The following is a 24,270-nucleotide window of genomic DNA, read 5'->3' on the forward strand; positions in this document are numbered from 1 at the left end:
CGGAATGCAGCGTGTCTCGATTGCTCAGCCATTTGTAATAGCCGCTCGTCGAAACGTGCAGTGTTTTGCACATCTTTACCACGGAATGGTTATCCCGGTTGTCATAAATAAAGCTGTAGATTACTCGTGGTTTTTCGTAAAGATGCGCATGGCCTTTTTTAGGATTTCGTTCTCCTCTTCTAATTCTCGAATTTTTTGGTTATGCGCATCTTCCATTTTTTTCAGTTCTGTAGGCGTGACATATTTTTCGTCAGACGGATCCGTTTTCGTTTTCCTTTTGTATGCGGCTACCCATTTACACACGGTCGAATAGGCGAGCTCCAGTTCATAAGCAACTTCCCGAGCGACTCTTCCTTCTTCGACAATTAGTTTGGCAACGTAATCTCTGTACTCTTGAGTCTTGTATTTTTTCATCGTGGACACGTCCTTTTAATCGTTAGGGGTATTATACTCCTATTCTCATATTCCTGTGTCCACTTCTTAGACTAACATCACTCTCACCCACATTCCGGCTCTTCTTACCCACATCCGCGCTTCTCTCACCCACATTCCGGCTCTCCTCACGCACATCGGGTTTCTCCTAGCAAGAAAGGGGCCCGTTCTGTAAAACCCGGCTATTGTGAAAAGTGACAGGTCCATTTAGCCCCCGTACCTAAGGATAAGCAAACCAAGAGCACCCTCGGCAAATGCTCTCTTCTTATAAATGCAACGCCTATCCGACCAACGAATGGCTCCACCTAAAAAAAGGGAACAATTCCACAGAACGACCCTGTGATCCATAGACATGGCTCTCCCCATTCATGACTGCTCGTAACTGGGCTTCTAGAGCTCTCCTTCTCTCCGACGATGCTCAATCCTCACCTAGTCAGAACAACAAAAAGGGTTTTCCTTTTGACAGAATCCTCCCCTCATGATAAAGTAATGATCGTTGAAATTATTTAATATATATTAAACAAATTGAAAGGGTGAGCGCATTGCAACTCCACAACTATATTGATGGGCAATGGGTTGAGGCCATAAAAAAAGGGCAGCGAGAGATTATCAATCCATTCAATCAAGAAATCATCGCCTCCGCTGCTGAGGGAACAAAAGAAGATACAGAAAAAGCGATCGCCGCTGCGCGTCGTGCGTTTGATAACGGCGAATGGGTGAACACACCCGCAAGTGAGCGCGGAGAGATCGTGCGTCAAATCGGAGAAAAAATACAAGCAAATGTGGAAGAGCTTGCCCGACTTGAGACGCTTGATACAGGAAAAACAATCGAGGAAAGCCGCGGAGACATGAACGACATTGCCAATGTGTTTTTCTATTTCGCTGGACTTGCGGACAAGGACGGCGGCGAACTGATCGAAAGCCCAATCCCCGACTCCACAAGCAAAGTCGTACGCGAACCGATTGGGGTCTGCGGGCAAATCACTCCATGGAACTACCCGCTCTTGCAGGCGGCTTGGAAACTGGCTCCAGCTTTGGCAGCTGGCAATACGCTGATTATGAAACCAAGTGAAATTACCCCTCTGACCACTGTGAAAGTCTTTGAACTGTTTGAGGAGATTGGTGTTCCGGCCGGCGTGGCCAACCTCGTGCTTGGCACAGGGGCAGAAGTGGGTGCCCCTCTTTCCGAAAGCACGGACGTCGACCTGGTATCCTTCACAGGTGGGATCGAAACAGGAAAAACGATTATGCGCTCCGCAAGCGTCAACGTGAAGAAAATCGCGCTTGAACTTGGCGGGAAAAATCCAAACATCGTCTTTACTGACGCGGATTTTGATACAGCGGTGGATCAAGCCCTAAACGCGGTCTACTTCCACGGCGGTCAAGTTTGTTCCGCTGGCTCCCGCTTGCTCGTTGAAGAATCCATTCATGATCAATTTGTGGAGGAACTCGTGAAGCGTGCAAGCCGCATCAAGCTTGGAAATGGTTTTGATGAGGCAACCGAATCAGGTCCTCTTATCTCACAGGAGCACCGGGCAAAGGTCGAACGTTACATTGACATTGGCCTTGAGGAAGGCGCCACACTCGCCGTTGGTGGCAAGCGGCCTAACGATGCTGAATTGCAAGATGGCTTCTTTTTCCTTCCAACCATTTTCACGAATTGTACGGCGGATATGCGCATTGTTCAGGAGGAAATTTTCGGCCCTGTGTTGACAGTGGAAGCGTTCCGCACGGCCGATGAAGCGATTGAAAAAGCCAACGACACGATTTACGGATTAGCCGGTGCCGTTTTCACAAACGACATTGATAAAGCTGAGTACGTCTCCCGTAAGCTTCGTATGGGTACGGTCTGGATTAATGATTTCCACCCATACTTTGCTCAAGCTCCGTGGGGGGGCTACAAGCAGTCTGGCTTCGGCCGTGAGCTTGGAAAAATCGGGCTTGAAGAGTATACAGAAGTGAAGCACGTCTTCCGCAACACCAATCCGCAGCCTGTAGGCTGGTTTAACTAACGCTCCACCAAAGCGTTTCAATTTTAATAATAAATCAAAGGAGAGATTGATGATGAGCATGCATATGAAAGTCGAATCCATGATGAACTACCACACGTTTGAAGTGCCAACAGCGATAAAACACGGCATTGGTGCGATCAAGCATCTCGGCGAAGAGGTCAAAGCACTTGGATCATCCAAAGTTCTGCTTGTCACAGACCCTGGGATCTACAAAGCTGGTGTAACCAAACCTGTGGAAGCAAGTTTAAAAGAAGCAGGAGTGGAAGTCGTGCTCTTTAACAATGTTGAGCCAAACCCTCCTACTCGTCTAATCGCTGAAGGATCAAACGTTTATACAGAAAACAACTGTGACGGTCTCGTTGCCGTGGGCGGTGGTTCGTCCATGGATACGGCAAAAGCGATTGGCGTTGAAGCGACACATGAAGGCACGGTTCTTGATTATGAGGCCGCAGAGAGCAAGAAGCCGCTTGAGAATCGAATCCCACCACTCGCAACGATTCCAACGACGGCAGGCACAGGCTCTGAAGTCACGCAATGGGCAGTGATTACAGATGAAGAACGAGAGTACAAGTTCAATACAGGCGGGCCTCTGATTGCAGCCTACCTCACCATTATTGATCCTGAACTTCACACGTCTATGCCGCCTCATGTCACAGCGATGACAGGAATCGACGCAATTGCACACGCGGTGGAGTGCTACACGATGAAATACGCCCAACCAGTCACCGACGCTGTAGCTTTGCTTGCGATTGAGTACGCAGCTACCTATATCCGCCGCGCCTTTGCCGACGGGGCTGACCTTGAAGCACGCTACGGCATGGCTCAAGCAGCGATGCTTGCCGGTCTTTCCTACGGAAGCGAATCGGCCGGTGCCGCGCACGCCATGAGTCAATCGCTTGGCGGCATGGTTCCTGTCGCTCACGGGCAGTGCGTCGCAGCGATGATGGGACCTGTGATGGAATTCAACTGGAAAGGTGCTCCTGGTCGTTTCGCTCGAATTGCGCAAGCTTTTGGCATTAACACAGCCAACATGACGACCGAAGAAGCCGCAAAAGCAGCTGTTACCTATATGTATGACCTTGTTGAAGAGCTTGAAGTGCCGAGCCTCGAGAAGCAAGGAGTGGACCCCACACAAGTGGAACGCTGGGCGAACGAAGCCTTAAACGACCCGCAAACAATCGGAAATCCGCGTGACCTGACGCTTTCCGATTATGAATGGATTTATAAACGTTGCTTTAACGAAGTGCCGAAAACGGTTTAAGTTTTTCACCACACACAATCTCACCATAAGAAAAGAACCATGAGAATTTCCTTCTCATGGTTCTTTTTGTCTAGCTCCGGCGCCCACTCGCTCGAGGTTTCTTCACGCCGCCAGATCAAGCCAAAACCGGGCTTGAAACTGCCGTCGCTCCAGAACTTGTCGCTCGTAATCAGGGCGCCTACGCTTTTCTTATGTGTGAGACGGCTCTTTATGAAAGGCGCACACGTCGCCCTTCCTTTGCAGAAACAGCGGCGGCTTCATTGATTTTCGTTAACTGAAGCATGTCTTCTTGAGTGATCGCTGGCTCTGCCCCCGACTCTATATGCGCCATCCATTGCTTCATCGCACTTGGCGCTTGCGCAGGAAGTACAGGCGTGTGCCAAGAACCATCCTGTAGTTCTGTGCTCTTTACGCGCACTTCCCGCTCTTCTACGAGTACGCTGCCTTTCGTTCCATGCAACTCAAGTAAAAACGGACTACCACTCGACACAAACCCAGCTTCGAGCACACCTAGCGCCCCAGACTGATAGCGCACAAGCACCGCCGAGTTATCGTCGACATCACCTGAACGATGACTCGTAAGCTCCGCCATCACGGATTCTGCCGCTCCGGCTAGACGATTTGTTACATAGATCGGATGGGCTCCAAGATCAATCAACGCCCCTCCCCCGCACGCCTCTCTATCAAAGAAATGCGCTGGCAGCCACCCGGCCGGATGGCTGTTGGTTGGAACGGCTCCTCCATGCGCAAGGCGACACCTGATCGAGGTAAGCTCTCCTAGCCAGCCGTTTTCTAGCGCTTTTTGGGCATACAGATAGGATGGATCATTCAAGCGCGGAAGCGAGAGCATCAAAGAAACATGATGCTCTTTTACGATGGAGAGAAGCTCCTCACAGTCCGCTTCCGTAAGCGCTAACACTTTTTCAGAAAAAATATGCTTGCCCGCTCTCGCCGCCTTTGCAATCACTTCTTTGTGCAAGACTGTTGGCGTGTCAACAATCACCGCGTCCACAGTTTCACTGGCCAGAAGCGTATCGAGATCCGCTTCAAACGGCACTTCCAGCTCCTTTGCCCATTTCTCTCCCCGCTCCCGTTGTTCATCCCACACCATCGTGATGCGCAGTTCCGGGTGTGTGCGGACCTCCCGAGCATAATCATCGGCGTGAACATGCCATCGGCTCAGCAATGCGACATTGATCATATCTTCATCTCCTTTTCAGACTGCCTGAACTCAGCTTAAGCACCATATTAGCGATAAACGAAACCGCCTGTCAAGACAAAAAAATTATATTTTTCATTCGCGTTGATGGGCAAACATCCTCTTTTTGAAGCGATAAGGGGATATGTTTTTAAACGCTTTGAACTGCTGAATGAAATAGCTCGAGGTGGAATAGCCCGTGCGTGCGGCAATTTCGGTAACAGGCAAATCGCTCGTTGTTAACAGCTTCTCCGCCTCGGTCACGCGTACATAATTGAGCAGTTCGGTAAACGATCGCCCTGTAATGGTTTTCACTTTTCGTGAAAAGTAGCTATAACTTAAGTTGCAGTACTCCGCTGCTTGCTTAGCGGTGATGGGCTGCGCAAATTGTTCTTCTAGCAGGCGGAAAACGTTTTGCATCAGTTCAATATCCATTTGATTGTAAGGGTCCGACTCTCGAACCTTAATGCCGTAATGTTCCCAAAAGCGCAAAACGGCTAGAAAGATTGAACAAATATGGATCCGAATCGCAAAATCATACCCATAGCTCTTAAGGTAGAACTCACTCATAATCTGCTCAATGATGCTCGGAATGGCCGTGTGTTCAATATCCGCCCTTGAGAGAAGCGTCTGCGGACTTGACTTTGCCATCGCAAATGGGAGCACGTACTTGGATTCAAAAATCGACCTGGAGGTGGAATAAAGCACCTCTGGTTCAAGCTTGATCACCAAATAGCGCACTTCCTCCTCCCCATCTTCGGCAAAAATGGAATGCACTTCTTTGGAATTGACAATCACCAAGTCCCCTTCCCTCATCGTGAACGTGGAGCCTCCGACAAACACGCGGGCAGCTCCCGAGAACGCAAACAACAGTTCAATCGCATCATGGAAATGGGAAGAGACAATTAGTTGATTGGGTGGGCTATGCTCCATATGACAATGAATCGGCTGTTTGAGAACATTGTCTTCAAGCACCCGCTCCTTATAAGGCTCAGTAAGCGATTTCATCGTTTCCCTCCTGCAAAATCAATGAATGACAAACTTTTGATATAATATAATCGTTTAAGTATATCGCATAATTACGTGTTTGTGATACATTTTGTACATGTTTAATCTTGGAGGAAACGGAGGTCTCTGCTATGACACAACTTGGGTTACAGCTCTATTCTCTTAAAGAGCTCTGTAGGGAAGACTTTTTTGGCACGCTTAACCAAGTGGCTGCGGCTGGCTATGAAGGGGTTGAATTTGCTGGCTATTTTGAAACACCGAGCAAGCAGCTAAAAAATGAGCTCAACAACGTTGGTCTAAAGGCCGCAGGTAGCCATATTGGAATGGATACGCTGGAGAGCACTCTCGATCAAGCCATTCAGTATTCACTTGAAATTGAGAACCCTTACATCATCTGCCCTGGTCTTCCAGAATCCTATCGGGACAGTGCCGATGCATACAAACGTACGGCAGAAATTTTGACTGCCATAGGAGAACGATGTACAGCAAACGGACTGGCCTTTGGCTACCATAACCACGATGTAGAATTGCAGACGTTTGACGGAGAGCATGGGCTCGAGTTGCTTTTTAAGTATTCTGATCCCACCCACGTCTTCATGGAGCTTGATACATTCTGGTTGGAAGCCACGGGCCTTAGCTCAGTCAACTGGATCGAGCAGTACAAAGAACGTGTGCGAATCCTTCATATGAAGGACATGAACAATCCTCGCGAGCTTCGCAACGTTGTCGTCGGCTCAGGAACTATGGATGTCGAAGCCATTGTCACCAGCGGGAAAAAGCATGGCGTTGAATGGTACACAGTAGAACAAGAACAGTTCGATCAAGACCAAATGGAGAGCGTTACGAAAAGTGCCACCTATTTAAAATCGATTCTGTAAGGAGAGATCTATATGACGAAAACGCTAAAAGTGGCCATCATTGGCTGTGGGGGCATTGCCAACGGGAAACAAATGCCAAGTTTATCAAACGTACAAGAAGTGGAAATGGTCGCTTTTTGTGACATCATTGAGGAAAAAGCTGAACGAGCGAAGAGCACGTTTGGCACAGAAAATGCCCGCATATACACAGACTTCACAGAATTATTAAAAGACGAGAGCATTGACGTGGTTCATGTATGTACGCCAAATAAGTCCCATTCTACCATCAGCATTGCTGCCCTTGAAGCCGGCAAGCACGTCCTTTGCGAAAAGCCAATGGCCAAGTCAGCGACAGAGGCCAGAAAAATGGTGGAAGCCGCCAAAAGAACGGGCAAGAAACTAACCATCGGCTATGACAACCGCTACCGCAATGATTCTCTATATATGAAAGAGGTTTGCAAAAGTGGCGAACTCGGGGAGATTTACTATGCCAAGGCACACGCGGTTCGCAGGCGTGCTGTGCCAACATGGGGAGTGTTTCTGAATGAGGAGGAACAAGGTGGAGGGCCGCTTATTGACATTGGCACCCATGCCCTTGATCTTACCTTATGGATGATGGACAACTATAAGGTGAAGAGCGTTGTCGGTAATGTCTACCATAAGCTCTCGGACAATGAAAACGCGGCGAACGCCTTTGGACCTTGGAACCCGCAAGAGTTTACAGTTGAAGATTCAGCGTTTGCTTTTATTACAATGGAAAACGGCGCCACTATCAGCTTAGAATCAAGCTGGGCGCTCAACACGCTTGATGTCGATGAAGCCAAAACAACGCTCTGCGGTACGAAAGGTGGCGCTGATATGAGAGATGGCCTCAGAATCAACGGAGAGAAATTGGGCCGGCTTTATGTAACAAAGCCTGACCTTAACGCAGGTGGAGTCGCTTACTATGAGGGCGGTGCTGAGAGCCAGGCAGACCGAGAAGCCCGGCTTTGGATCGACAGCATCCTCCATGACACCGAACCATTTGTCACAGCCGAGCAAGCCCTTGTTGTCAGTGAAATCCTTGAAGCCATCTATGAATCTGCGAAAACGGGAGAAGCTGTTTACTTTGGTGAGAAAAAAGATCTTTCGGAGATTTCTTAGAGAAATCACCCCACCTGTTGCTCAGGTGGGGCTATAAAAGAGCAGAAAGATAAACGCTTTTTTAGGATAATCCGTTCAAAAAGAGAGGGTTATCCTTTTTGTACGACGATTTCTCTCCTTAGGAGTCCATCGTTTTTTTATGCTTGATTTCCCCTTAAGATGGGTACGTTATAATGAAGGACCATGTCCATACAAACATCCAGAAAGAAGTGATGCGTGTGCTAGCCGATAAAGTCGCAATTGTAACTGGGGGCGCCTCTGGCATTGGCCTCGCTTCAGCCAAACGCCTCGCCAAAGAAGGAGCGAAGGTTGCTCTTCTTGACCTCAACGCCGACAAGGTTTCCGAAGCGGCTAACCAGATCAGAGCCGAGGGTGGAGAAGCGATGGGGGTGCAGGTAGACGTCAGCCAGACCAAAGCCGTGCAGTCGGCCATCGAACAAGTAGCAGGAGCCTGGGGAGATATTGATGTTGTCTTTGCGAACGCAGGTGTGAATGGCCGTTTGGCGCCCATTGAAGATTTTGACCCAGAAGAGTGGGATCAGACACTCTCTATCAATTTAAAGGGCACATTCCTGACGGTTAAGCATGCGATTCCCTATATGAAAGAAAACGGCGGAAGCATGATCATTACGAGTTCTGTGAACGGAACTCGTGTCTTCTCGAATTTTGGAATGACCGCATACAGCGCCTCCAAAGCTGGTCAGCTGGCATTTGGAAAAATGGCAGCTTTAGAGCTGTCCAATTACCACATCCGGGTAAATGTCATTTGTCCAGGGGCGTTTGAAACCAGCATTGGGGAGAGAACCTATCCAAACGAAGAGCAGCTTGAGAACATCCGCATCCCTAAAGGAAAAGCGAAAATGCCTACAGATCCAGGGAAACCAGAAGAGGTCGCGGACGTTGTGTTATTTCTTGCTTCCGATGCCTCGAAGCATGTTAGCGGAACGGAGCTGTTTGTGGACGGGGCGCAGACGCTGTTGTGAGGGGAAGAGACAGTTTATATGGCAAGACCACGCCTTCTTTCAAGCTGACGGCTAGGTTCATTATTTTTCAACAGGAACGGCCCTTATATCTTAAGGCCGTTTTTTGGTTTTTCATAGAATTTTTCCCTCTTTGAACGAGATTGAACTTGGAACAAATGCAGTTGGCAGACACAATCTCCTTAGCGGATTAAGCGATGAAACCCCTTTGCATCGTCTCTTTTATAGCAATTAAAAAAACGAGAACGCCTTCCTCGCGTCCCCGATTATCCTGAGAAAAAGAGCCATTTCACAATTAAGATCAGAGTGCCCCAAATCGGCACGCTCAACATCGTTCCCCAAAGCAATCCTTGTACGAAGTGACCGCCCTGCTCCCGTTCCATTTGCCTTCACTCCTTTTTAGCAGTGTAGACCAATAGGCTTATTTATATTCCTAGGAGTTAGCGGAATTAGGGGGAGTGGCAGCCCGAAACCTTCTTCAACGTTCTTTGTAAACTCGGCGGGGAACGTTCTTTCACTCATACTGTTTACCGCCGTATTTACGGAATGATGCGATCGGTGTACAGTAGAGTGGTAGATAGAAAGAAGGGTTTGCATGAGTTACATCCAAGAGGGCACAACCACGTATCGTCACGCTGCACTGGCGCTTTTCTTTGCCGGGTTTGTCACATTTGCCACACTTTACACAACACAACCTCTCATGCCCGTGTTTTCTGAGGACTTCGCTGTGTCGCCTTCTTCTGCTAGTTTGACACTGTCGCTGTCAACGGGGGTTCTGGCCATTGGTTTACTCATCGCTACGCCGCTGTCCCAACGCTACGGCCGAAAAAACGTCATGCTTGCTTCGATGATGGCCACATCGCTCCTCTCCTTGCTCAGTGCACTAAGCCCGTCGTTCGGCCTGCTTCTGCTTGTAAGAGGCCTTCTTGGTCTGGCCCTTGCCGGTGTGCCTGCGATTGCCATGACCTACATTGTGGAGGAATTCCAAAAGCGTGGCCTTGGTAAGATTATGGGCCTTTATATCGCAGGAACGAGTATAGGAGGAATGAGCGGACGGCTGTTGACCGGATTTCTGACTGATCTGCTTAGCTGGCGCTTTGCCATTGCTTTGATCAGCATACTAGCGATTGTTCTAACGCTTCTGTTTTTTTACCTGTTGCCAGCGCCGAGCCACCCCAAAAATCCATCCCTAAGCCTGAAGCAATCAATTGGTGGGTATTTAAAAGCCTTCAAGGACAAAAAGCTCGTGCTTTTAATCTCGCTTGGCTTTTGGCTCATGGGTAGTTTCGTCACACTGTTCAACTACATTGGCTTTTACCTGATGGCGCCCCCGTTTTCGTTCAGCCAAACCGTGATTGGTCTTCTTTTTATTACCTACTTGGCTGGGACGTTTAGTTCAGTCTATATGGGCAAGAAAGCGGATCAGTATGGCAAGCGTCGTGTGCTTTTACTCTCGGGAGCGATTATGGCTGCCGGAGCCTGGCTTACGGCCGTACCCTCCTCCCTGATGCAACTGCCAGCACTGCTCATTTTCACGTTCGGCTTTTTTGCCAGCCACTCGATCGCCTCTTCCACTGTTAGCACCCAAGCCAACGGAGCACGGGCAGAGGCCTCCTCGCTTTATTTGGTCGCCTACTATTTGGGATCAAGCATCGCTGGCACAGTCGGTGGCTTTTTCTGGAGTAGCTATGGCTGGCTTGGGGTCTTGCTCTTTGTGAGCGGATTGCTTCTATGTGTGGTTCCCGTTTTGAGACTGGCTCGTTAACTTGAAAGCGGAGGGGCGGAGGTGAGAATACCATGCTTCCCCCGCGTTTTCACCTGCTTCTCACGCACATTCCACTCCCTCTCACTCGCATCCATTCTTTCTCCTCCAATCAGCCTCCTCGATCAGAACGAAAAATGCCGTCTCTCTATGCTCCTTCGAGGCATAAAGAGACGGCACTTTTCAAAAAGGATGTTTACATCACAAAGAAACGGGTAATCAATAAGTAAGCACAATTTCACGGGGGGGAGGATGAGATATAACAAAAAAAGACAAGGTATGTCCTTGCCTTTCATAACGAATTGTCTAACGCATTCATGTTTTAGCGAATGATAACGAATGTTTTCCCTATCACTATAATATGAGAGACTTATCTACAAGTCAACCCTTAAAATTCGACAAAATGACCGTTATGTTTTCGACAAGGGCGCGAGCCACTCGCGCCCTTGTTTTGTTAGGGCCAAGCTTGGTTTCACATCTCCGTTATTCAATTCCTTATTCTCCGTTCCGATCAGCTTTTCAATCTTCAATTTATCAATAAGTTCACTTGCCGAGTTCGCAGGGATTCCAAATTTGATCGAAAATTGATTTCTAAGCCACGGCGCGCCAAGGTAGAGTTCATTCTCTGAACCAAATCGGCTTTCCCAATCATCGATAAATAGAAGCGCTTCCTTCATGTAGGACTCCAGCTTGTATTCTTTGACTTCCAAGCTTAAGAAATCACGCAAATCTTCACTATAGTGAGAGTAGCTTGTTATATCTGTATGCTTCGGCGCTGCTTCTGATAAGTAATATAATTCGACACGTTTCCCTTTGTACATGAGTCGACTCATAATCGGAACCATGTCGCTATCAGCGGTAACAAAGATGTAGCAGGAAATGTTTTGATCCTTATACGTGCTCTCAATCGCATCAATACATAGCTCAATATCCGAAGAGTTCTTCCGCGAATCTCCTTCCTTGTCGTTCGAATATACGTGACGAATCTGCACACGTTGCTTTTGCAAGTCCGTTAGGCTGGAACGAATGCGTTGGAAATCAGCATAGGCGCGAAAGGTTCGGACCTGGTCCTGCCCGTAACGATTCCATAAGCAGTTAAATAAATTTTTCTCCACGTTTTCGTGATTCGGGTCGTGGTTGTAGCGATTCATTAACGTCCAATACACATTGTCATAGTCAATAAAGACAGCGACATTGCTGTGTTCAATCGTTCTGAAATCCATGTTGTGATCGGCTTCCTCTCTCTGTGTTTTTCTTTTCTCTTCATTGTTTCTGCTGCCTTCTCAAAGACAGCTTCTCTCCTCTCACTCATCAAGCACCTATTCCTTACTATCATAACCATTTTACGATACTTATGGATAAAAGCCTATCCCATTTTTTGCGAAAATCTCTGATGATGCTCTGACAACTGTCTCCCTCTACCCTTAGCTTACCAAAATGATCTTGACACTTCACCTGTATTAATCGTATAGTACACACATAAGTGTATGGACCATGTAATACATACACATGAAACAAGGAGAGGTTTCCATGAACATCAAATTTAACGCGCGCGATCCCGTGTATGCGCAAGTTGTTCGATATTTTAAAGAACAAATCGCCACCGGTGCTCTCGTTGCTGGACAAGAAATTCCCTCCCGTCGCGAATTAGGAGCAACGTTGAAAATTAACCCGAACACAGCCCAGCGTGCGTACAAGGAAATGGAGGAGCAGACATTGATTCATACCGAACGCAACAAACCAAGCCGTGTCACCAACGATGCTTCTGTACTGGCCGCCGTGCGCAAAGAACTGATTCACGAGTCCATTGACGCCTTTGTGGAAGCGATTCGCCCGATTGACGTTCCCTTTGAAGAACTGGTGACACTATTGAAAGACAAATATGAAGAGGAGGAAGAGACCCTTGATTGAAGTGAAGCATCTTTCTAAAAAGTATGGGCGCAAAAAAGTCCTACACGATATTAGCTTTACGGCGAAACAAGGTGAAATCACTTGTTTGATCGGAATTAACGGGGTAGGAAAGACAACGGTCCTAAAGGCGATCATGAACCTAACGCCCAAAAGTGGCGGAGAGATCTTCATGAATGGTAGCCAATTAACCCAAAGAAGCTATGAAGCAATTACCTTTATTCCAGACGCCATCACGATGCCTGCGGCTATGACGATTCGTGAGGCGATGGCATTTATGAACGATTTTTACCAAAGCTGGAACCAGGAACGAGCCAATGAATTAATGCAGTTTTTCAAGCTCAGCGAAGAGATGAAACTCTCTGAGTTATCCAAGGGAAATACGGCAAAAGTCAACTTGCTTCTAGGACTATCCCTAAACACCGATTTCGTCTTAATGGATGAACCGTTTTCAGGGATTGACATTTTCAGCAGAGAGCAAATCACCGATCTTTTCTCCAGCGGATTTTTAGAGGACCGCGGGATTATTATCACCACACATGAAATTAACGATATCGAGCATTTAATTGATAAGGTTGTCTTTATTGACGAAGGTCAAGTACTGCGGGAATTTAGCACCGAAGAAATGCGCGAAACAGAAGGCAAATCGATCGTTGATGTGATGAGAGAGGTGTACCCATCGTGAGTTATTTAAAGCTCGTTCATTTTGAGCTAAGCCGTTTTATGAAAATCTATCTATCTCTCATTGGGTTGGTCATCCTCACACAGTTCTTAGGGGTCTATCTCGTTGCTCGTGCCTATCTAGAGCAGGCGGAATCGGCGATGACCTTTGAGGGGATGACGCCCGAAGCGTTCGTCCATCAATTCGGGGCGATGGACTTCACAAGAGTGCTTGGCTCGCTTTGGTTTAACGGCGGCGTCGCCCTTTCTGTAGCCACCCTTCTTCTTTATGCGATCCTCATCTGGTACAGAGAATGGATTGGCAAGAATACATTTGCGTACCGACTGCTTACACTGCCGACCCACCGGATGTCGATTTATTTCGCCAAGCTAACGGCGGTCTTCCTCATGACTCTTGGGCTTGTGACGATCCAAATTCCGCTTCTCGTGGCGGAGCAGGCGCTCTTAGCCTGGTTGATTCCTCAAGAGTTATATAACGGGGCGATGTCGGTACAGGAAATCGTTACAAGTACGTACGGACCTTTGAATGTGATCATTCCTGCAGATTTCGGCGCGTTTCTTATTCATTACGGCATAGGCTCCCTGTCTTTACTCGTCCTCTTTACGATGATTTTGTTTGAGAGAAGCTTTAAATGGAAAGGGATGGTGTTTGCTTTTCTTTACGGGGTGGGGGCGTTACTGCTGGTTATTGGGCCTTTCTTCTTCTTTGGAGACTTTTCTCGTTTCCTGTATGACTCAGAAATCTTTCTGCTTCTACTCGGGCTCACACTTTTCCTTGCAGCGCTTTCGATTTGGGTATCGTACCAACTGATTACAAAGAAGATTACAGTTTGAGGAGGAGAAACTCGTGAAGAAATACCTGTATAGTTTTTTGTTAACAGCATTCATTTTAGCGGGGCTTGGATTCTTTTATTCGCAAATGGTTTCATCGGAAACCACCTCTCCTCCCTTTACGCTAGAACGGGTGGAAGGCGATGCCGACGAAGCAGAGGGAGTTTCAATTAGGGGACATCGCTACAACGGAGGCGGGCAATCCGATCAGGAAGTAAAAGTCGTTGGCAGTCCCAGAGACATCGAAGAACAACTCTCCTTCTTAGAGCAGATGGACGTTCACTGGGACCCGCTGATGAATGCGTTGCAAAATGAGCATCGCTCGTTCATGCGCGGCAAAGACAATCCTTCCTCTCTCTACATCGATGACCAATTCATCATCTACGCCGATTTGAGGAGGACCACAGGTGAGAGCGAGAGCATGATGGAGATTTCCATCCTTGATCACAAGGACGAAGAAGAAGTTTCATTCGAAATCGACCTTCCCGCTCAAGCGCTGTCCAGCCGTGTGATTGACGTTCAGCTGATTGAGTCCGAACTCAAGGTAACAACGGAGTCTTATACGTATCAAGAAACGAACGAGCAGCAACAAACGGACATTGATGTTTATTCGATAAACATCTCGGGTCAATCCATTAACGATGCGGAAACAGTCATCAGTGAGCCACATGTGCAAATGATAGGCAGTGATTCTTCCATGCCCTCGGCGAGTAGCGCAGAGCCAAGCGATCACCTTGCTTTTTCTACCCGTTCGATCACCGTCGATGAGGGGGGAAATGAGCAGATAGAGGGAGATTCCTTGCTTGTCTATTCCTATCAAACGAATCAAGTAGACGAAGTCGACTTGAACCTTAGCGAAGCAGGCATGGCCGAGTTTTATCACTCGGATGACGTGATTGACATTGTCGATACTACGGGCGATATTGCGCACATTTCTACGTATGACCTCGGCAGTGAAACGTTCACTGAAGGAAGCAGGATAGAGCTTCCAATTGAAGATGGCTGGCAATCGATGAGCCAAATAAGCGGAGAGCGGTTCTATTTACTTAGCTATCCGTCTTCGCAGGAAAGCTCCATGGGCGAGCTGCATATCTTTTCGGTGGAGAGCGGCGAGACACTGTACGAAGGACGGATCGTGCCCGTGGAAGGAGAAGCGACCGAACATGGGCAGCTTGAGTATTATGAGCTAACCGTTGAGCCGGAAGATTGAGGAGAGAAGCGTGCTGGGGAGGTGCGCTCTTTTCATTGGTGAACCTGTTGCAAGCGAGTGAATCAATACTTCTAGACTTACCCACAAAGGAACACAACACGCCCCGAGAGTATTCTCTCAAGGGCGTGTGGTTTAAAGGTCATCCAGGGTTCGATCTCGCTGCTTGTCAAACATGTCCTGAACTGCCTGGGAAGGAGGAAACACATAGCTGAAGACGACAATCGCGATGCCTGAAAAGACAACCCCTGACATCACCGGCAGCTGCCACAATTCCGCAAGCAAGCCAAGGAAGCCTTCGCTCTGTACATTGGAGAAGCCAGGCACACCTAAAAAGGATGTCCCTATGTAATAGGTAAGCCCGATCGTAATGCTAATCCAAACGGCAGGGGTGCTGACACGCCTCCAGAAAGGCCCAAGTACGAGTGGCCAGAAGACGGTAACGAAAATGATGTCCCATGCCAAGTAGGCAAGGTTAATGATTTGTTGAAATTGAAGGGCAAGGACAAGGCCAAGCAAGGCACTGCCCGCAATGCCGACTCGTGATACACGAAGCAGCTTGAGTGGCTCTGGCTGTTTTTTCAAAAAGTCGAGGTAAATGTTTTTTGTAAACACCCCTGAAGAAGCAACCAGACAAGCTGCCAACGTTGACATCCCCATGGCACCAAGAGCGGTTAAAAAGATGGCGGAGACGAAAGGAGGGAAGTAGCCCTCTGTAAAAACAAGCATCAGCATTTCAGGGTTTTCGCTCCCTGGGTAAATGGTTTTAAATGCTTCTCCAAGCATCCCCGGAATCCAGCTAATCGCAATCACAACCGCACCGGCCACAATCATGGCACGAAAGGCCACCCTGGGGCTTTTCGCTCCAGCGACACGCTGACCAAGATCAGCAGCGGGAACATCCCCAAGAGCAAGGACAAGGTAAAGCGCCCAAAACGTGGCTCCACCTTTCTCAAATAGTTCTCCGACATTCCACCACTCTGGTTGGAAAATAACATCATTGTAATTAAAGAGGATGGCAAACGTAATCCCAAGTATGCCGATCACAGAAAGGGCGCCTTGCACGACCTCTGTATAAGCAACAGCCCAAAGTCCACCAATAATGGAATAAAGGGCGGTTATGGCGACAAAAAGAATGGCTGCAGGCACGAAGGGAATCTGAAAGATCGTCTGCAGAATATACGTTCCACCGACGGTTAAAGCGCCAGCATTAAAGATGCCAAAAGCGGTGGCAAGGACCGTTCCCGTGTAAGCGCCTAGCCGTTTGCTTGAATAGCGCAAGCCGTAATAATCAGCGATCGTCCACCCTTTTAACCGACGCAACGGCTTGGTCCAAATGAGGGCGCCTAAAATCATGCATGTCCCAAGACCAGCCATAGTGGCCGTCCCTTCAAAGCCCCCAGTGGTGTACCCAGACCCAATCGCCGCAAAGAAGAAAGGGGCGGCAAGAAGGGCCGAGACAAGGCTGCCTGTGACCACATAGAAAGGCATGCTCCACCCGGCGACAAGCAAGTCCTCCGCGCTATGAACCTTTTGATATCCCTTAAATCCAATGTAATAGATAAACATTAAATAAATCAAAAAAACAATAATGGCAAGCATCTTACTCTCTCCTACTCTCTATAATAAAGCGGTTCTTAGCCATTCATCACGCTGCCACCATTTGGGTTCAGCACTTGTCCTGTGTAAAAATCACCCGCAGTTGAAGCGAGAAAAAGAACCGATTGAGCAATTTCCTCAGGGGTGGCTAGCCTTTTTAAAGGATAGGAAGCCGCTTCCTCTTCGATATAGTTTTCACCAAAAGACGTTAGGATGTCTGTCAGTGTTCCACCGGGCGCTACCGCATTTACCTGGATGAGAGGCGCAAGTTCACGAGCAAGAGATTTCGTGAGGGAAATGATCCCACCTTTGGCCGCTGAATAATGGGCAAATTCCTCAACGCCAAGGCTTGCCAGGTCAGAAGATATATTGATCATTTTCCCGCTGCCGAACGCTTGCATCGAGGCAATCACTTCTCTACTATTGTAAAAGGTTCCATATAAGTGAACTTTAATCATTTGGTCCCACTGCTCATCACTCATATCACGAACAAGGGAAGCCTTGGCAATGCCAGCATTGTTCACAAGCACATGAACCTCTCCGAGTGTCTCTTTGAAAAAAAGATGCATCTCTTGAACTTGCTGGCGGTTGGTTACGTCTGCCCGGTAATAATAAACGCTTGTGCCATAACGTTTTGCTTGATCAACCGTAGCCTGTGCCTCGTTTTCCGAACAAATGTCGTTAATGACTACATTGGCCCCTTCCTTCGCAAACCCAAGGGCAATGGCTTGACCAATTCCTTTGTTCGCCCCGGTAATAAGCACATTCTTTCCTCTAATCCCCTCCATATGTTCCCCTCCCTATTTTTATACTTTAAAGCGATGGATGACTTCTTGGAGAGCAAGACCCAATTCGCTGAGCGATTCTGCTGAGGCTGTAACCTCCTGGATCGTGTGAAGCTGCAAGGACGATGACTGGGAGACGTCCTTTGCATTGCGAGCAATTTTTTCAGCCGCATGACTTAGCTCTGTCACAGACGCAGTAACCTCCTCGGAAGAAGCTGAAATCTCTTCTGATGAGGCTGAAATCTCTTGAATTTGTGAAGCAACGTTCTCAATGGAGTGAAGAATTCGTGTAAACGACTCCCCCGTTTTTTCGACCAACGTTAGTCCTTCCGCCACGTCTTTCGTGCCTTGGGAAGAAAGGGCAACCGTCTCCTTCGAACTACTCTGAATCGAAGAGACCCGCCGTTCAATTTCTTTTACAGACTGATGCGTATGTTCAGCAAGCTTTCGAATTTCTGTTGCCACTACGGCAAAACCACGTCCATGTTCTCCTGCCCGAGCAGCTTCAATGGAAGCGTTTAAAGCAAGCAAATTCGTTTGCTCTGAAACTTGAGTGATCAGATGAGTAAAATCACTAATTTCATTGACTTCTGCTTCCAGTTGGGACAGACTGTCACTCATGCCCTCGACCGAATTCGAAATCACCCCCATCTGGGAGACAACACCTTGGACAAACTGATTTCCATTTTGTGCTTCCCCAGTCATATGGTTTGATTCAGTCGCCGCGTTGTTTGCCGATTCAGCAATGCGCTGAACGCCCTCCGCCGTCTCATCTAACACAAGGGCCGTTTCAGAGATAATCGAGGCATTGTTTGCCGTCGATTCTTCAACGGAACCACTATCCGACTGAACGTTTTTAGAGAAGTTACTCATTTCTTCGGAACTTGCCGCGAGTTCCTCAGAAGAAGCCGCCACTTCGTTGGAAATGTCCTGGGTGCGATGAACAACGTTGCGTAAATGCTCCTGCATCGTTTGCAGCGATGATTGAAGTTTGCCAATCTCATCCTCTGTCTTTCGCTCTGTTAAAGCCACCGTTAAATCCCCGTCTGCTATGCGATCCGCCACCTTTACCATTTCAGTCAGCGGCTTGAACATCCGACTGATAATGAAGTAGACTGCTGCTCCTGCGGCAATCACCCAAAACGCAGCCGTAAGCGTTTGTTGTAGAGTTGCTGCTTGCAGCCCCTCTTGTATGTATTCGGCTGAATAATCAATGCCAATAACGGCTATCACTTGCTCCCCGTCATAGATGGGTGAAAAAACCGTTTGCCAAATGCCATAAGGGTCCTCAAAAATATCGGTAACCTGGGACTCACCAGAATTTATTGTTGCTCTTGCGGCTTCCGTATGCTCTAGTGCAAGGTCGTCAAACTCTTCTCCTGGTGCATACACCTCATTTAAATTGGACGTATAAGCAAGAGGGATCACGGAATCTCCTTCATCGACACCCGACCAAATGTAGCTCCAAGCCATCGTCCCCTGTTCGTTTTGAATGTCATCCAATTGCTCTTGCAAAGCGAGAAACGTAGAATTCTCCGGACCGTTTTCTTCTTGAAGTGTTTGAATACTCGTTGTGTCCAACTGCAAACTTGTTAAAATTCCAACACTCAACAGTTCCCTTTCCAAATCCTCTGTCATAGTCGCTCTCAGTTGAGTCGTATTTGTCCATGTCAGAATGGACAGAGCAAGAAGAACAACCAATGTGACAAAGAGCGACAGCTTGCGCTTTAACGATAATCGTTTTAGAATCAGTACCACTCCCTTAATAGAAAAATTCGCCCACGAAAGGCCAGTGATCGTCATTGTCACATTAGTTATATCGTCCGTAGGAGAAAAGAATGAAGAGGTACAGAGAAATGATCGTGAAGATGTACTTTACTGAATTCTATAAAATCTAGGAGCAAAAGAGGATAAAGGGGCGAGGGGAGATGATCCTTGGCAGCCATCGACCGGAGTTGCAAAGATATAATTAGACAGAATATTAATTCTTTTTCTGACGTCCGTCTTCTCTATCCAAAGAGAAGTAGGTTCCTGCGTACCAAACGTAAATGCTTGATCTCTACCAGTTCCCGACTGTTCCTAGTGCTACACCTTGAATCAAAGAACAAAGCGACCGTTACCCCTATAATCATCTATCTGGGTCATCCAACAAAGGCAACCACCATACACCTGGTGATTGCCTTTGTTTCAAAGAAAGACTCATTCCATTCTTGGCCGCACGAATGACGTAGGTGAACGGACAGATTCACAAGAGGCTCGCCTTTCCAAGTCTCTCGTCTTCATAGTAACCGCAGTACGCGTGAGCTACGCTTTCCGGCTCTCCTTCACCTTCTCCACAAACCGAACCGCATGCTCCCGCAACCCATTCCAGTCTTTCGCAGCTATGAGCGACTTATCCAATAGCGACCCACCTGCCCCAACGGCGACGGCACCAGCTTTGATAAAGGACTCAATCGTATCCAGATCGACACCGCCCGTTGGCATCATCTTGATCTGTCCAAGCGGTCCATTAACCGCTTTGATAAATCCAGGACCAACGGAATCAGCTGGGAAAACTTTGACCACATCCGCGCCCCATTCCGTTGCCTGCAGAGCTTCTGTTGGCGTAAAAACTCCTGGGATGACGATTTTCCCATAACGCTTGGCTGCTCGAATCGTCCCTTCGCTTAATGTAGGCGCGAAGATAAATTCAGCACCGCCTTCAATGGCAACGACGGCCGTCTCGCTATCGAGAACCGTGCCCGCGCCAATCACGACCTCCTCGCCGAACTTTTCGCGTAGGCGGCGAATCGCCCCAAACGCGTCCTCCGAATCAACGGTCACTTCAAGCCCGCTCACCCCGCCGTCTACGAGCGCCTGCGCAATTTCTTCCACATCCTCTGCCGGCAATTTCCGCATTACCGCCACGACCCCTGATGATAATAGCGTGTCCAAACGACTCATCGTAACACTCCTCCTGCACCTGCAATGATTTTGTTCATATAGGCGTCCACTTCTTCTCTATCCGGCAATCCTTCGACATCCCCTGCCGAGCTAACCACAAGCGCTCCGACCGCAGAACCGAGACGAACCGCTTCATTCAGCGGTTGGCCTTCAAGCAGACCACTAAGCACACCAGCCGCAAACCCGTCCCCGGCTCCTATTGCGTCGACCACTTGCTTGACCTTGTAGCTGTCAACGCGGCCGCTCTCGCCATCCTTTTCGGCAAAGAACGAGTAGTCAGCCCCGTTTTTAAGCACCACCTGCTTTGGCCCTTGCTTGAGCAAATGTTCGGCCATCTCTTCCTCTGTGTTCAGGCCATACATCCAGACGGCCTCATCCAAGCCAGGCATGACGAGGTCCGCTTCTGCTGCCAGTTCACATAGAAGCGTCTTTGCCTCCTGTTCCCCGTATTTTTGAATCAGCGTATGCCGCAAGTTCGGATCAAAGGAGATAAGCACCTCGTTTTCCTTCGCCACGTCGATTGCTCTCCTCACAGCTGCTTCACAGCTTTTGCTAAGAAGCGGTGTGATTCCTGTAATATGAAGGATTCGCGCCTCTCTTATTTTATCAATCTCCAAGTCTTCCGCTGTGAATTGGCTTGCCGCTGAGCCGTGCCGATAGTAGTAGACCTTCGTTTCCTCAGGACGCACTTTTTCCTTTATGTACATCCCTGTCGGTGCCTCTGCTGTGCGTTTCACATAATCCGTGTTCACACCTTCTGCACGGATCGTCTTGGTCACATAGGTCCCAAGCTCATCTGCGCCAACTTTGCTCATCCACAGTGTGGCATGTCCTAGCTTTTGTAACCCAATGGCAAGGTTGGATTCCGCTCCTCCAATCCGCTTCACGAAACGCTCCACATAGCGGAGCTTGCCGGTTTCACTTGGATCGAACAGAACCATCGTCTCACCGAATGTAACGACTTCTGCCTTCATCATTCCCTCTCCCCTCACGGTCAATGGGCGGTTGCCCCTAATTGGTTCGATAATTCCTGTGCTGCCTGCATCACGTTTTCTGTATGCGACTTTATCGTTTCACTGTCCATCCTCGACGCCGGCCCTGTCACACTCAGCGCATACAGCACCTTTTGTTCATGATTAAATACAGGAGCTGCCACACAGCGGATGTCTGGCTCATGTTCACTGTCATCGAGCGAGTAACCTTCCTTTCGAATGGCTGCAAAGGTCTCTAGAAGTACGTCTTGCTCTGTTAATGTCTGAGGGGTGTACGCCTTTAGTGGAACGTCCGAGAAGTAACGATCCAATCTTGCGGGGTCTTGATGGGCTAACAGCAGCTTTCCCACCCCCGTACAATACATCGGGGCGCGGCTGCCAATGCGTGAATGGACCCGCAAAGCACTCGACTGTTGCTCAACTTTATTTAAGTAGATTACATGATCTCCTTGTTGCTCGACCAGATGGACAATCTCCCCAACGTCTTGGCAAAGCTTTTCCATAATTGGCCGAGCCAACTCTACAACGTCAAGCTGCGACAGGACGGATTGATGCATCTCTAAGAACTTCAACCCTAATTGGTACCGTCCTTCTCCTCTTTTGCGCACATACCCATACTCCTCTAGTGATATAAGCAGTCGGTGCGTGGTGCTCTTAGCCACTTCCAGTCTGTTCGCAAGCTCCGTAACGCCTACGCCTTCTTTATAAAGCTTTAGTTCCTCTAATAGCGCTAGCGCGCGCTGTACTGAAGACAGCATCCCCATCACCTCGTTCCTTATAAAAGAACACCGTTCCTAATTTATTATAACGGCAAGAAGAAACCGCTGTCAAGGAAAGCGTAGTGGACTCTTCTTAACAGTGGGGACAACAGAATTAAAAACTAGAAAAGCCGAAGCGCATGGGCGCATCGGCTTTTTCTCACTCTTCTTCCTCTCCGTTTTCAGGCTCTGGCTTGGCCTCTGGAGTCTCCTCTTCGGTCTTGTCGTTCTCTTGTTTCTCCTCTTGCTGCGGAGATACTTGCTCTTCCTCCTGCTTTTTCTCTGCCTCTGTCTCTGAATCAGCCGGTTCTCTCTCTTCTGAGTCCATCCCCGGTTTTTGTTCCGGTTCGTTCACTTTCCTCTCCTCTTCTAATTCACTTGCTGGACCAGATGGCTGTTCTGTCTCCTTCTCGGGCTCAGGTTTCGATTCTTTTTTTTCCTCTTCTTTTGGAGAGACCTCTTGCTTTTCTTGTTCCTCGTTCTCTGCTTCTTGCTGTTCGACCTCATCCTCGTACTGCTCATACCAATCCTCTTGATCATGAGACGCCTCTGTTTCATCAACAAGGCCCTCATCCAATTCTCCACCGTTAAACGAAGCGTTTGATCTTGACCTCTGCTGTTTAGGAGGCATGTTGTTGTACAAGCCCTCCAGTTCGTTTGAATCCATCGGCTTTCTTAGCCACTCTTGGATAACAGGGTCAATCAAAGACAACGGAATGCTGTAGGCAATCACTTCATTGTCCTGAGCATGAACCACATTCATAGCGGTGACTTGGCCCGCGTCCTTCGCTACAAGGGGGCCGCCGCTGCTGTGTGCCAGTATCGGCGTGGAAATCTGATAGACATTTTCATAGCTATGTGAATCAAAAACAAGTTCGCGGTCGACGCCGATAATCTGACCAATGGAAGCCGCACGCCCCTCACTTAGCCGACCGCTAAGCGCCACCACTTCGTCTCCTAAAGCCGCATGCTCCTCAACCGCAAGAGGAGGGGGGGTTCGGTCCTTTAGTTCTTCTACAAACAACAAAGCAACTTGAGATTCCTCGGAAAACCCGACGACCCCCCCCGTGTAACTCGTGGAATCGTTCAGATGAACTTCGGCCTCTATCTGTCCCTCTACGATCAATGCATCGGTTAACACATAGCCGCCTTGCTCATATAGAAAGCCCGACCCTTGTTTTTTTCCGGCCTGAATGGTATAAACGTGTTCATGTATGCTTACTAAATCAGTGGAGACTACCTCTTCACGAACTTGACTGACGGTCTCGCTTTCTGCTTCCGTCGCAGAAGACGCTCCTTGCAAGTGGAACGTGAGTAATGTCGCCCCCGCCCCGATCGTCGCCATAGCAGCAATCACTAACCGACGTTTCCGTTTTTTTGACGCGCACATTTCCCCACACTGCTCACAGTTGCCTGTGCGACGTGTCCGTTCAGCTCCGCAATGCTTACACTTCATGGCTCCACCCCTCATCAAGTATTAGTTAGATGCGCACCGAGGAATCCAACTCAACTTCTTGCCTCGGGTTCTACGTCCTTACCCTTTCGACCCAGCACGTCGTTATCCTTTTTTTCGCGCAACGTTCCACCCGACAAGCAGCAACAAAATCACGCCGTTCAACAGCAACACGACCGATGTGACAAACCAGCCGTACGTAAGCCCCTCATGCAAAGAAAGCATCGAGACAACAAGCCAAGTGACGGGAGCTAACACGGCGCACAACGCTCCAAACGCCGCTATGTACATCGGCTTTTCGTTTGCAAAGAAATAAATAAGCATCCCATCTATAAAGACAACCAGAAGAAAAATGGACAAAAAGATCATCAGTGACCCATCCTTTATGTATAGTTATACGCGAGCAACAAGTATTCCTATGTCTAGCTTCAGCATTAGCGTTCTGACATCGAAATCCAAA

General features: G+C 48.4%; 21 protein-coding genes and 2 pseudogenes. 10 read left to right on the forward strand and 13 right to left on the reverse strand.

Annotated features, from left to right (window positions below; translation table 11 throughout):
* Both AVZ68_RS21155 and AVZ68_RS15500 read right to left on the reverse strand, forming a co-directional pair.
* A pseudogene (locus tag AVZ68_RS21155) lies at nt 1–192 on the reverse strand (IS3 family transposase); the annotation flags it as partial.
* 18 nt (nt 193–210) lie between these two features.
* Nucleotides 211–414: pseudogene (locus tag AVZ68_RS15500) on the reverse strand (transposase); the annotation flags it as partial.
* A 560-nt stretch (nt 415–974) separates the two neighbouring features.
* On the opposite strand from AVZ68_RS15500, the gene betB reads away from it, so the two are divergent.
* Both betB and gbsB read left to right on the forward strand, forming a co-directional pair.
* Nucleotides 975–2,444: a betaine-aldehyde dehydrogenase gene (gene betB, locus AVZ68_RS15505; protein WP_059105486.1), complete on the forward strand. Its 1,470-nt coding sequence runs from the start codon at nt 975–977 to the stop codon at nt 2,442–2,444.
* Between the two features lie 52 nt (nt 2,445–2,496).
* A complete protein-coding gene (gbsB, locus tag AVZ68_RS15510) occupies nt 2,497–3,705 on the forward strand; it encodes a choline dehydrogenase (RefSeq protein ID WP_059105487.1) in 1,209 nt (402 codons plus the stop codon).
* 208 nt (nt 3,706–3,913) lie between these two features.
* Here the strand turns inward: gbsB and AVZ68_RS15515 are convergent, their stop codons facing one another.
* Nucleotides 3,914–4,906: a Gfo/Idh/MocA family protein gene (locus tag AVZ68_RS15515; RefSeq protein ID WP_059105488.1), complete on the reverse strand. Its 993-nt coding sequence runs from the start codon at nt 4,904–4,906 to the stop codon at nt 3,914–3,916.
* 93 nt (nt 4,907–4,999) lie between these two features.
* Complete coding sequence (locus AVZ68_RS15520; protein ID WP_059105489.1) at nt 5,000–5,911, reverse strand: helix-turn-helix domain-containing protein; 912 nt, start codon at nt 5,909–5,911, stop codon at nt 5,000–5,002.
* A gap of 131 nt (nt 5,912–6,042) precedes the next feature.
* Here AVZ68_RS15520 and AVZ68_RS15525 point away from each other — a divergent pair, with 131 nt between their 5' ends.
* From AVZ68_RS15525 to AVZ68_RS15540, 4 genes are all read left to right on the forward strand, one after another.
* Complete coding sequence (locus AVZ68_RS15525; protein WP_059105490.1) at nt 6,043–6,789, forward strand: sugar phosphate isomerase/epimerase family protein; 747 nt, start codon at nt 6,043–6,045, stop codon at nt 6,787–6,789.
* Between the two features lie 12 nt (nt 6,790–6,801).
* The gene (locus AVZ68_RS15530; RefSeq protein ID WP_059105491.1) at nt 6,802–7,911 is read left to right on the forward strand and encodes a Gfo/Idh/MocA family protein; all 1,110 of its coding nucleotides are present in this window, start codon (nt 6,802–6,804) and stop codon (nt 7,909–7,911) included.
* A 173-nt stretch (nt 7,912–8,084) separates the two neighbouring features.
* On the forward strand, nt 8,085–8,894 hold the full coding sequence (locus AVZ68_RS15535) for an SDR family oxidoreductase (protein ID WP_437182701.1): 810 nt from the start codon (nt 8,085–8,087) through the stop codon (nt 8,892–8,894).
* A 592-nt stretch (nt 8,895–9,486) separates the two neighbouring features.
* Entirely contained in the window at nt 9,487–10,656 is a 1,170-nt protein-coding gene (locus tag AVZ68_RS15540; protein WP_059105492.1) for an MFS transporter, read from the forward strand.
* A gap of 407 nt (nt 10,657–11,063) precedes the next feature.
* Here the strand turns inward: AVZ68_RS15540 and AVZ68_RS15545 are convergent, their stop codons facing one another.
* Nucleotides 11,064–11,876 (reverse strand): NYN domain-containing protein, encoded by an 813-nt coding sequence (locus AVZ68_RS15545; RefSeq protein WP_059105493.1) that lies wholly within the window; start codon nt 11,874–11,876, stop codon nt 11,064–11,066.
* A 307-nt stretch (nt 11,877–12,183) separates the two neighbouring features.
* Here AVZ68_RS15545 and AVZ68_RS15550 point away from each other — a divergent pair, with 307 nt between their 5' ends.
* From AVZ68_RS15550 to AVZ68_RS15565, 4 genes are read left to right on the forward strand one after another with little or no spacing between them, the layout of a single operon-like run.
* Nucleotides 12,184–12,564, forward strand: a complete 381-nt coding sequence (locus AVZ68_RS15550) for a GntR family transcriptional regulator (RefSeq protein WP_157404683.1) — start codon at nt 12,184–12,186, stop codon at nt 12,562–12,564.
* Complete coding sequence (locus AVZ68_RS15555) at nt 12,557–13,246, forward strand: ABC transporter ATP-binding protein (RefSeq protein WP_059105495.1); 690 nt, start codon at nt 12,557–12,559, stop codon at nt 13,244–13,246. Before AVZ68_RS15550 ends, AVZ68_RS15555 begins: the two co-directional genes overlap by 8 nt.
* Complete coding sequence (locus AVZ68_RS15560; protein WP_059105496.1) at nt 13,243–14,076, forward strand: hypothetical protein; 834 nt, start codon at nt 13,243–13,245, stop codon at nt 14,074–14,076. Before AVZ68_RS15555 ends, AVZ68_RS15560 begins: the two co-directional genes overlap by 4 nt.
* Before the next feature lie 13 nt (nt 14,077–14,089).
* Nucleotides 14,090–15,283, forward strand: a complete 1,194-nt coding sequence (locus tag AVZ68_RS15565) for a hypothetical protein (RefSeq protein ID WP_059105497.1) — start codon at nt 14,090–14,092, stop codon at nt 15,281–15,283.
* 132 nt (nt 15,284–15,415) lie between these two features.
* On the opposite strand, the gene AVZ68_RS15570 is transcribed toward AVZ68_RS15565, so the two are convergent.
* The 8 genes from AVZ68_RS15570 to AVZ68_RS15605 all read right to left on the reverse strand — a co-directional run bounded on the left by AVZ68_RS15570 (nt 15,416) and on the right by AVZ68_RS15605 (nt 24,179).
* A complete protein-coding gene (locus tag AVZ68_RS15570; protein WP_059105498.1) occupies nt 15,416–16,882 on the reverse strand; it encodes a sodium:solute symporter family protein in 1,467 nt (488 codons plus the stop codon).
* A gap of 35 nt (nt 16,883–16,917) precedes the next feature.
* Nucleotides 16,918–17,667, reverse strand: a complete 750-nt coding sequence (locus AVZ68_RS15575) for an SDR family NAD(P)-dependent oxidoreductase (RefSeq protein WP_059105499.1) — start codon at nt 17,665–17,667, stop codon at nt 16,918–16,920.
* An 18-nt stretch (nt 17,668–17,685) separates the two neighbouring features.
* Nucleotides 17,686–19,467, reverse strand: coding sequence for a methyl-accepting chemotaxis protein (locus AVZ68_RS15580; protein WP_245628155.1), 1,782 nt, complete (start codon nt 19,465–19,467; stop codon nt 17,686–17,688).
* A 501-nt stretch (nt 19,468–19,968) separates the two neighbouring features.
* Nucleotides 19,969–20,607 carry a bifunctional 4-hydroxy-2-oxoglutarate aldolase/2-dehydro-3-deoxy-phosphogluconate aldolase gene (locus tag AVZ68_RS15585; protein ID WP_059105501.1) on the reverse strand — a complete coding sequence of 213 codons (639 nt, stop codon included), beginning with the start codon at nt 20,605–20,607 and terminating at the stop codon, nt 19,969–19,971.
* The gene (locus AVZ68_RS15590) at nt 20,604–21,584 is read right to left on the reverse strand and encodes a sugar kinase (RefSeq protein WP_059105502.1); all 981 of its coding nucleotides are present in this window, start codon (nt 21,582–21,584) and stop codon (nt 20,604–20,606) included. Before AVZ68_RS15590 ends, AVZ68_RS15585 begins: the two co-directional genes overlap by 4 nt.
* Before the next feature lie 17 nt (nt 21,585–21,601).
* A complete protein-coding gene (locus AVZ68_RS15595) occupies nt 21,602–22,357 on the reverse strand; it encodes an IclR family transcriptional regulator (RefSeq protein ID WP_180316720.1) in 756 nt (251 codons plus the stop codon).
* A 160-nt stretch (nt 22,358–22,517) separates the two neighbouring features.
* On the reverse strand, nt 22,518–23,813 hold the full coding sequence (locus tag AVZ68_RS15600; protein WP_059105504.1) for a S1C family serine protease: 1,296 nt from the start codon (nt 23,811–23,813) through the stop codon (nt 22,518–22,520).
* Between the two features lie 102 nt (nt 23,814–23,915).
* Nucleotides 23,916–24,179 carry a hypothetical protein gene (locus tag AVZ68_RS15605; protein ID WP_059105505.1) on the reverse strand — a complete coding sequence of 88 codons (264 nt, stop codon included), beginning with the start codon at nt 24,177–24,179 and terminating at the stop codon, nt 23,916–23,918.
* Between the last annotated feature and the right edge of the window lie 91 nt (nt 24,180–24,270).

The organism is Shouchella shacheensis (assembly GCF_001484965.1).
Classification (GTDB): Bacteria; Bacillota; Bacilli; order Bacillales; family Bacillaceae_D; genus Shouchella; species Shouchella shacheensis.

Excerpts from the sequence above, each read along its gene's own strand:
- gbsB (WP_059105487.1), top strand. The coding sequence starts at position 2,497 with ATGAGCATGCATATGAAAGTCGAATCCATGATGAACTACCACACGTTT.
- AVZ68_RS15515 (WP_059105488.1), bottom strand. The coding sequence starts at position 4,906 with ATGATCAATGTCGCATTGCTGAGCCGATGGCATGTTCACGCCGATGAT.
- AVZ68_RS15520 (WP_059105489.1), bottom strand. The coding sequence starts at position 5,911 with ATGAAATCGCTTACTGAGCCTTATAAGGAGCGGGTGCTTGAAGACAAT.
- AVZ68_RS15525 (WP_059105490.1), top strand. The coding sequence starts at position 6,043 with ATGACACAACTTGGGTTACAGCTCTATTCTCTTAAAGAGCTCTGTAGG.
- AVZ68_RS15530 (WP_059105491.1), top strand. The coding sequence starts at position 6,802 with ATGACGAAAACGCTAAAAGTGGCCATCATTGGCTGTGGGGGCATTGCC.
- AVZ68_RS15535 (WP_437182701.1), top strand. The coding sequence starts at position 8,085 with ATGAAGGACCATGTCCATACAAACATCCAGAAAGAAGTGATGCGTGTG.
- AVZ68_RS15540 (WP_059105492.1), top strand. The coding sequence starts at position 9,487 with ATGAGTTACATCCAAGAGGGCACAACCACGTATCGTCACGCTGCACTG.
- AVZ68_RS15545 (WP_059105493.1), bottom strand. The coding sequence starts at position 11,876 with ATGGATTTCAGAACGATTGAACACAGCAATGTCGCTGTCTTTATTGAC.
- AVZ68_RS15550 (WP_157404683.1), top strand. The coding sequence starts at position 12,184 with ATGAACATCAAATTTAACGCGCGCGATCCCGTGTATGCGCAAGTTGTT.
- AVZ68_RS15570 (WP_059105498.1), bottom strand. The coding sequence starts at position 16,882 with ATGCTTGCCATTATTGTTTTTTTGATTTATTTAATGTTTATCTATTAC.
- AVZ68_RS15575 (WP_059105499.1), bottom strand. The coding sequence starts at position 17,667 with ATGGAGGGGATTAGAGGAAAGAATGTGCTTATTACCGGGGCGAACAAA.
- AVZ68_RS15580 (WP_245628155.1), bottom strand. The coding sequence starts at position 19,467 with ATGACGATCACTGGCCTTTCGTGGGCGAATTTTTCTATTAAGGGAGTG.
- AVZ68_RS15585 (WP_059105501.1), bottom strand. The coding sequence starts at position 20,607 with ATGAGTCGTTTGGACACGCTATTATCATCAGGGGTCGTGGCGGTAATG.
- AVZ68_RS15590 (WP_059105502.1), bottom strand. The coding sequence starts at position 21,584 with ATGATGAAGGCAGAAGTCGTTACATTCGGTGAGACGATGGTTCTGTTC.
- AVZ68_RS15595 (WP_180316720.1), bottom strand. The coding sequence starts at position 22,357 with ATGCTGTCTTCAGTACAGCGCGCGCTAGCGCTATTAGAGGAACTAAAG.
- AVZ68_RS15600 (WP_059105504.1), bottom strand. The coding sequence starts at position 23,813 with ATGAAGTGTAAGCATTGCGGAGCTGAACGGACACGTCGCACAGGCAAC.
- AVZ68_RS15605 (WP_059105505.1), bottom strand. The coding sequence starts at position 24,179 with ATGATCTTTTTGTCCATTTTTCTTCTGGTTGTCTTTATAGATGGGATG.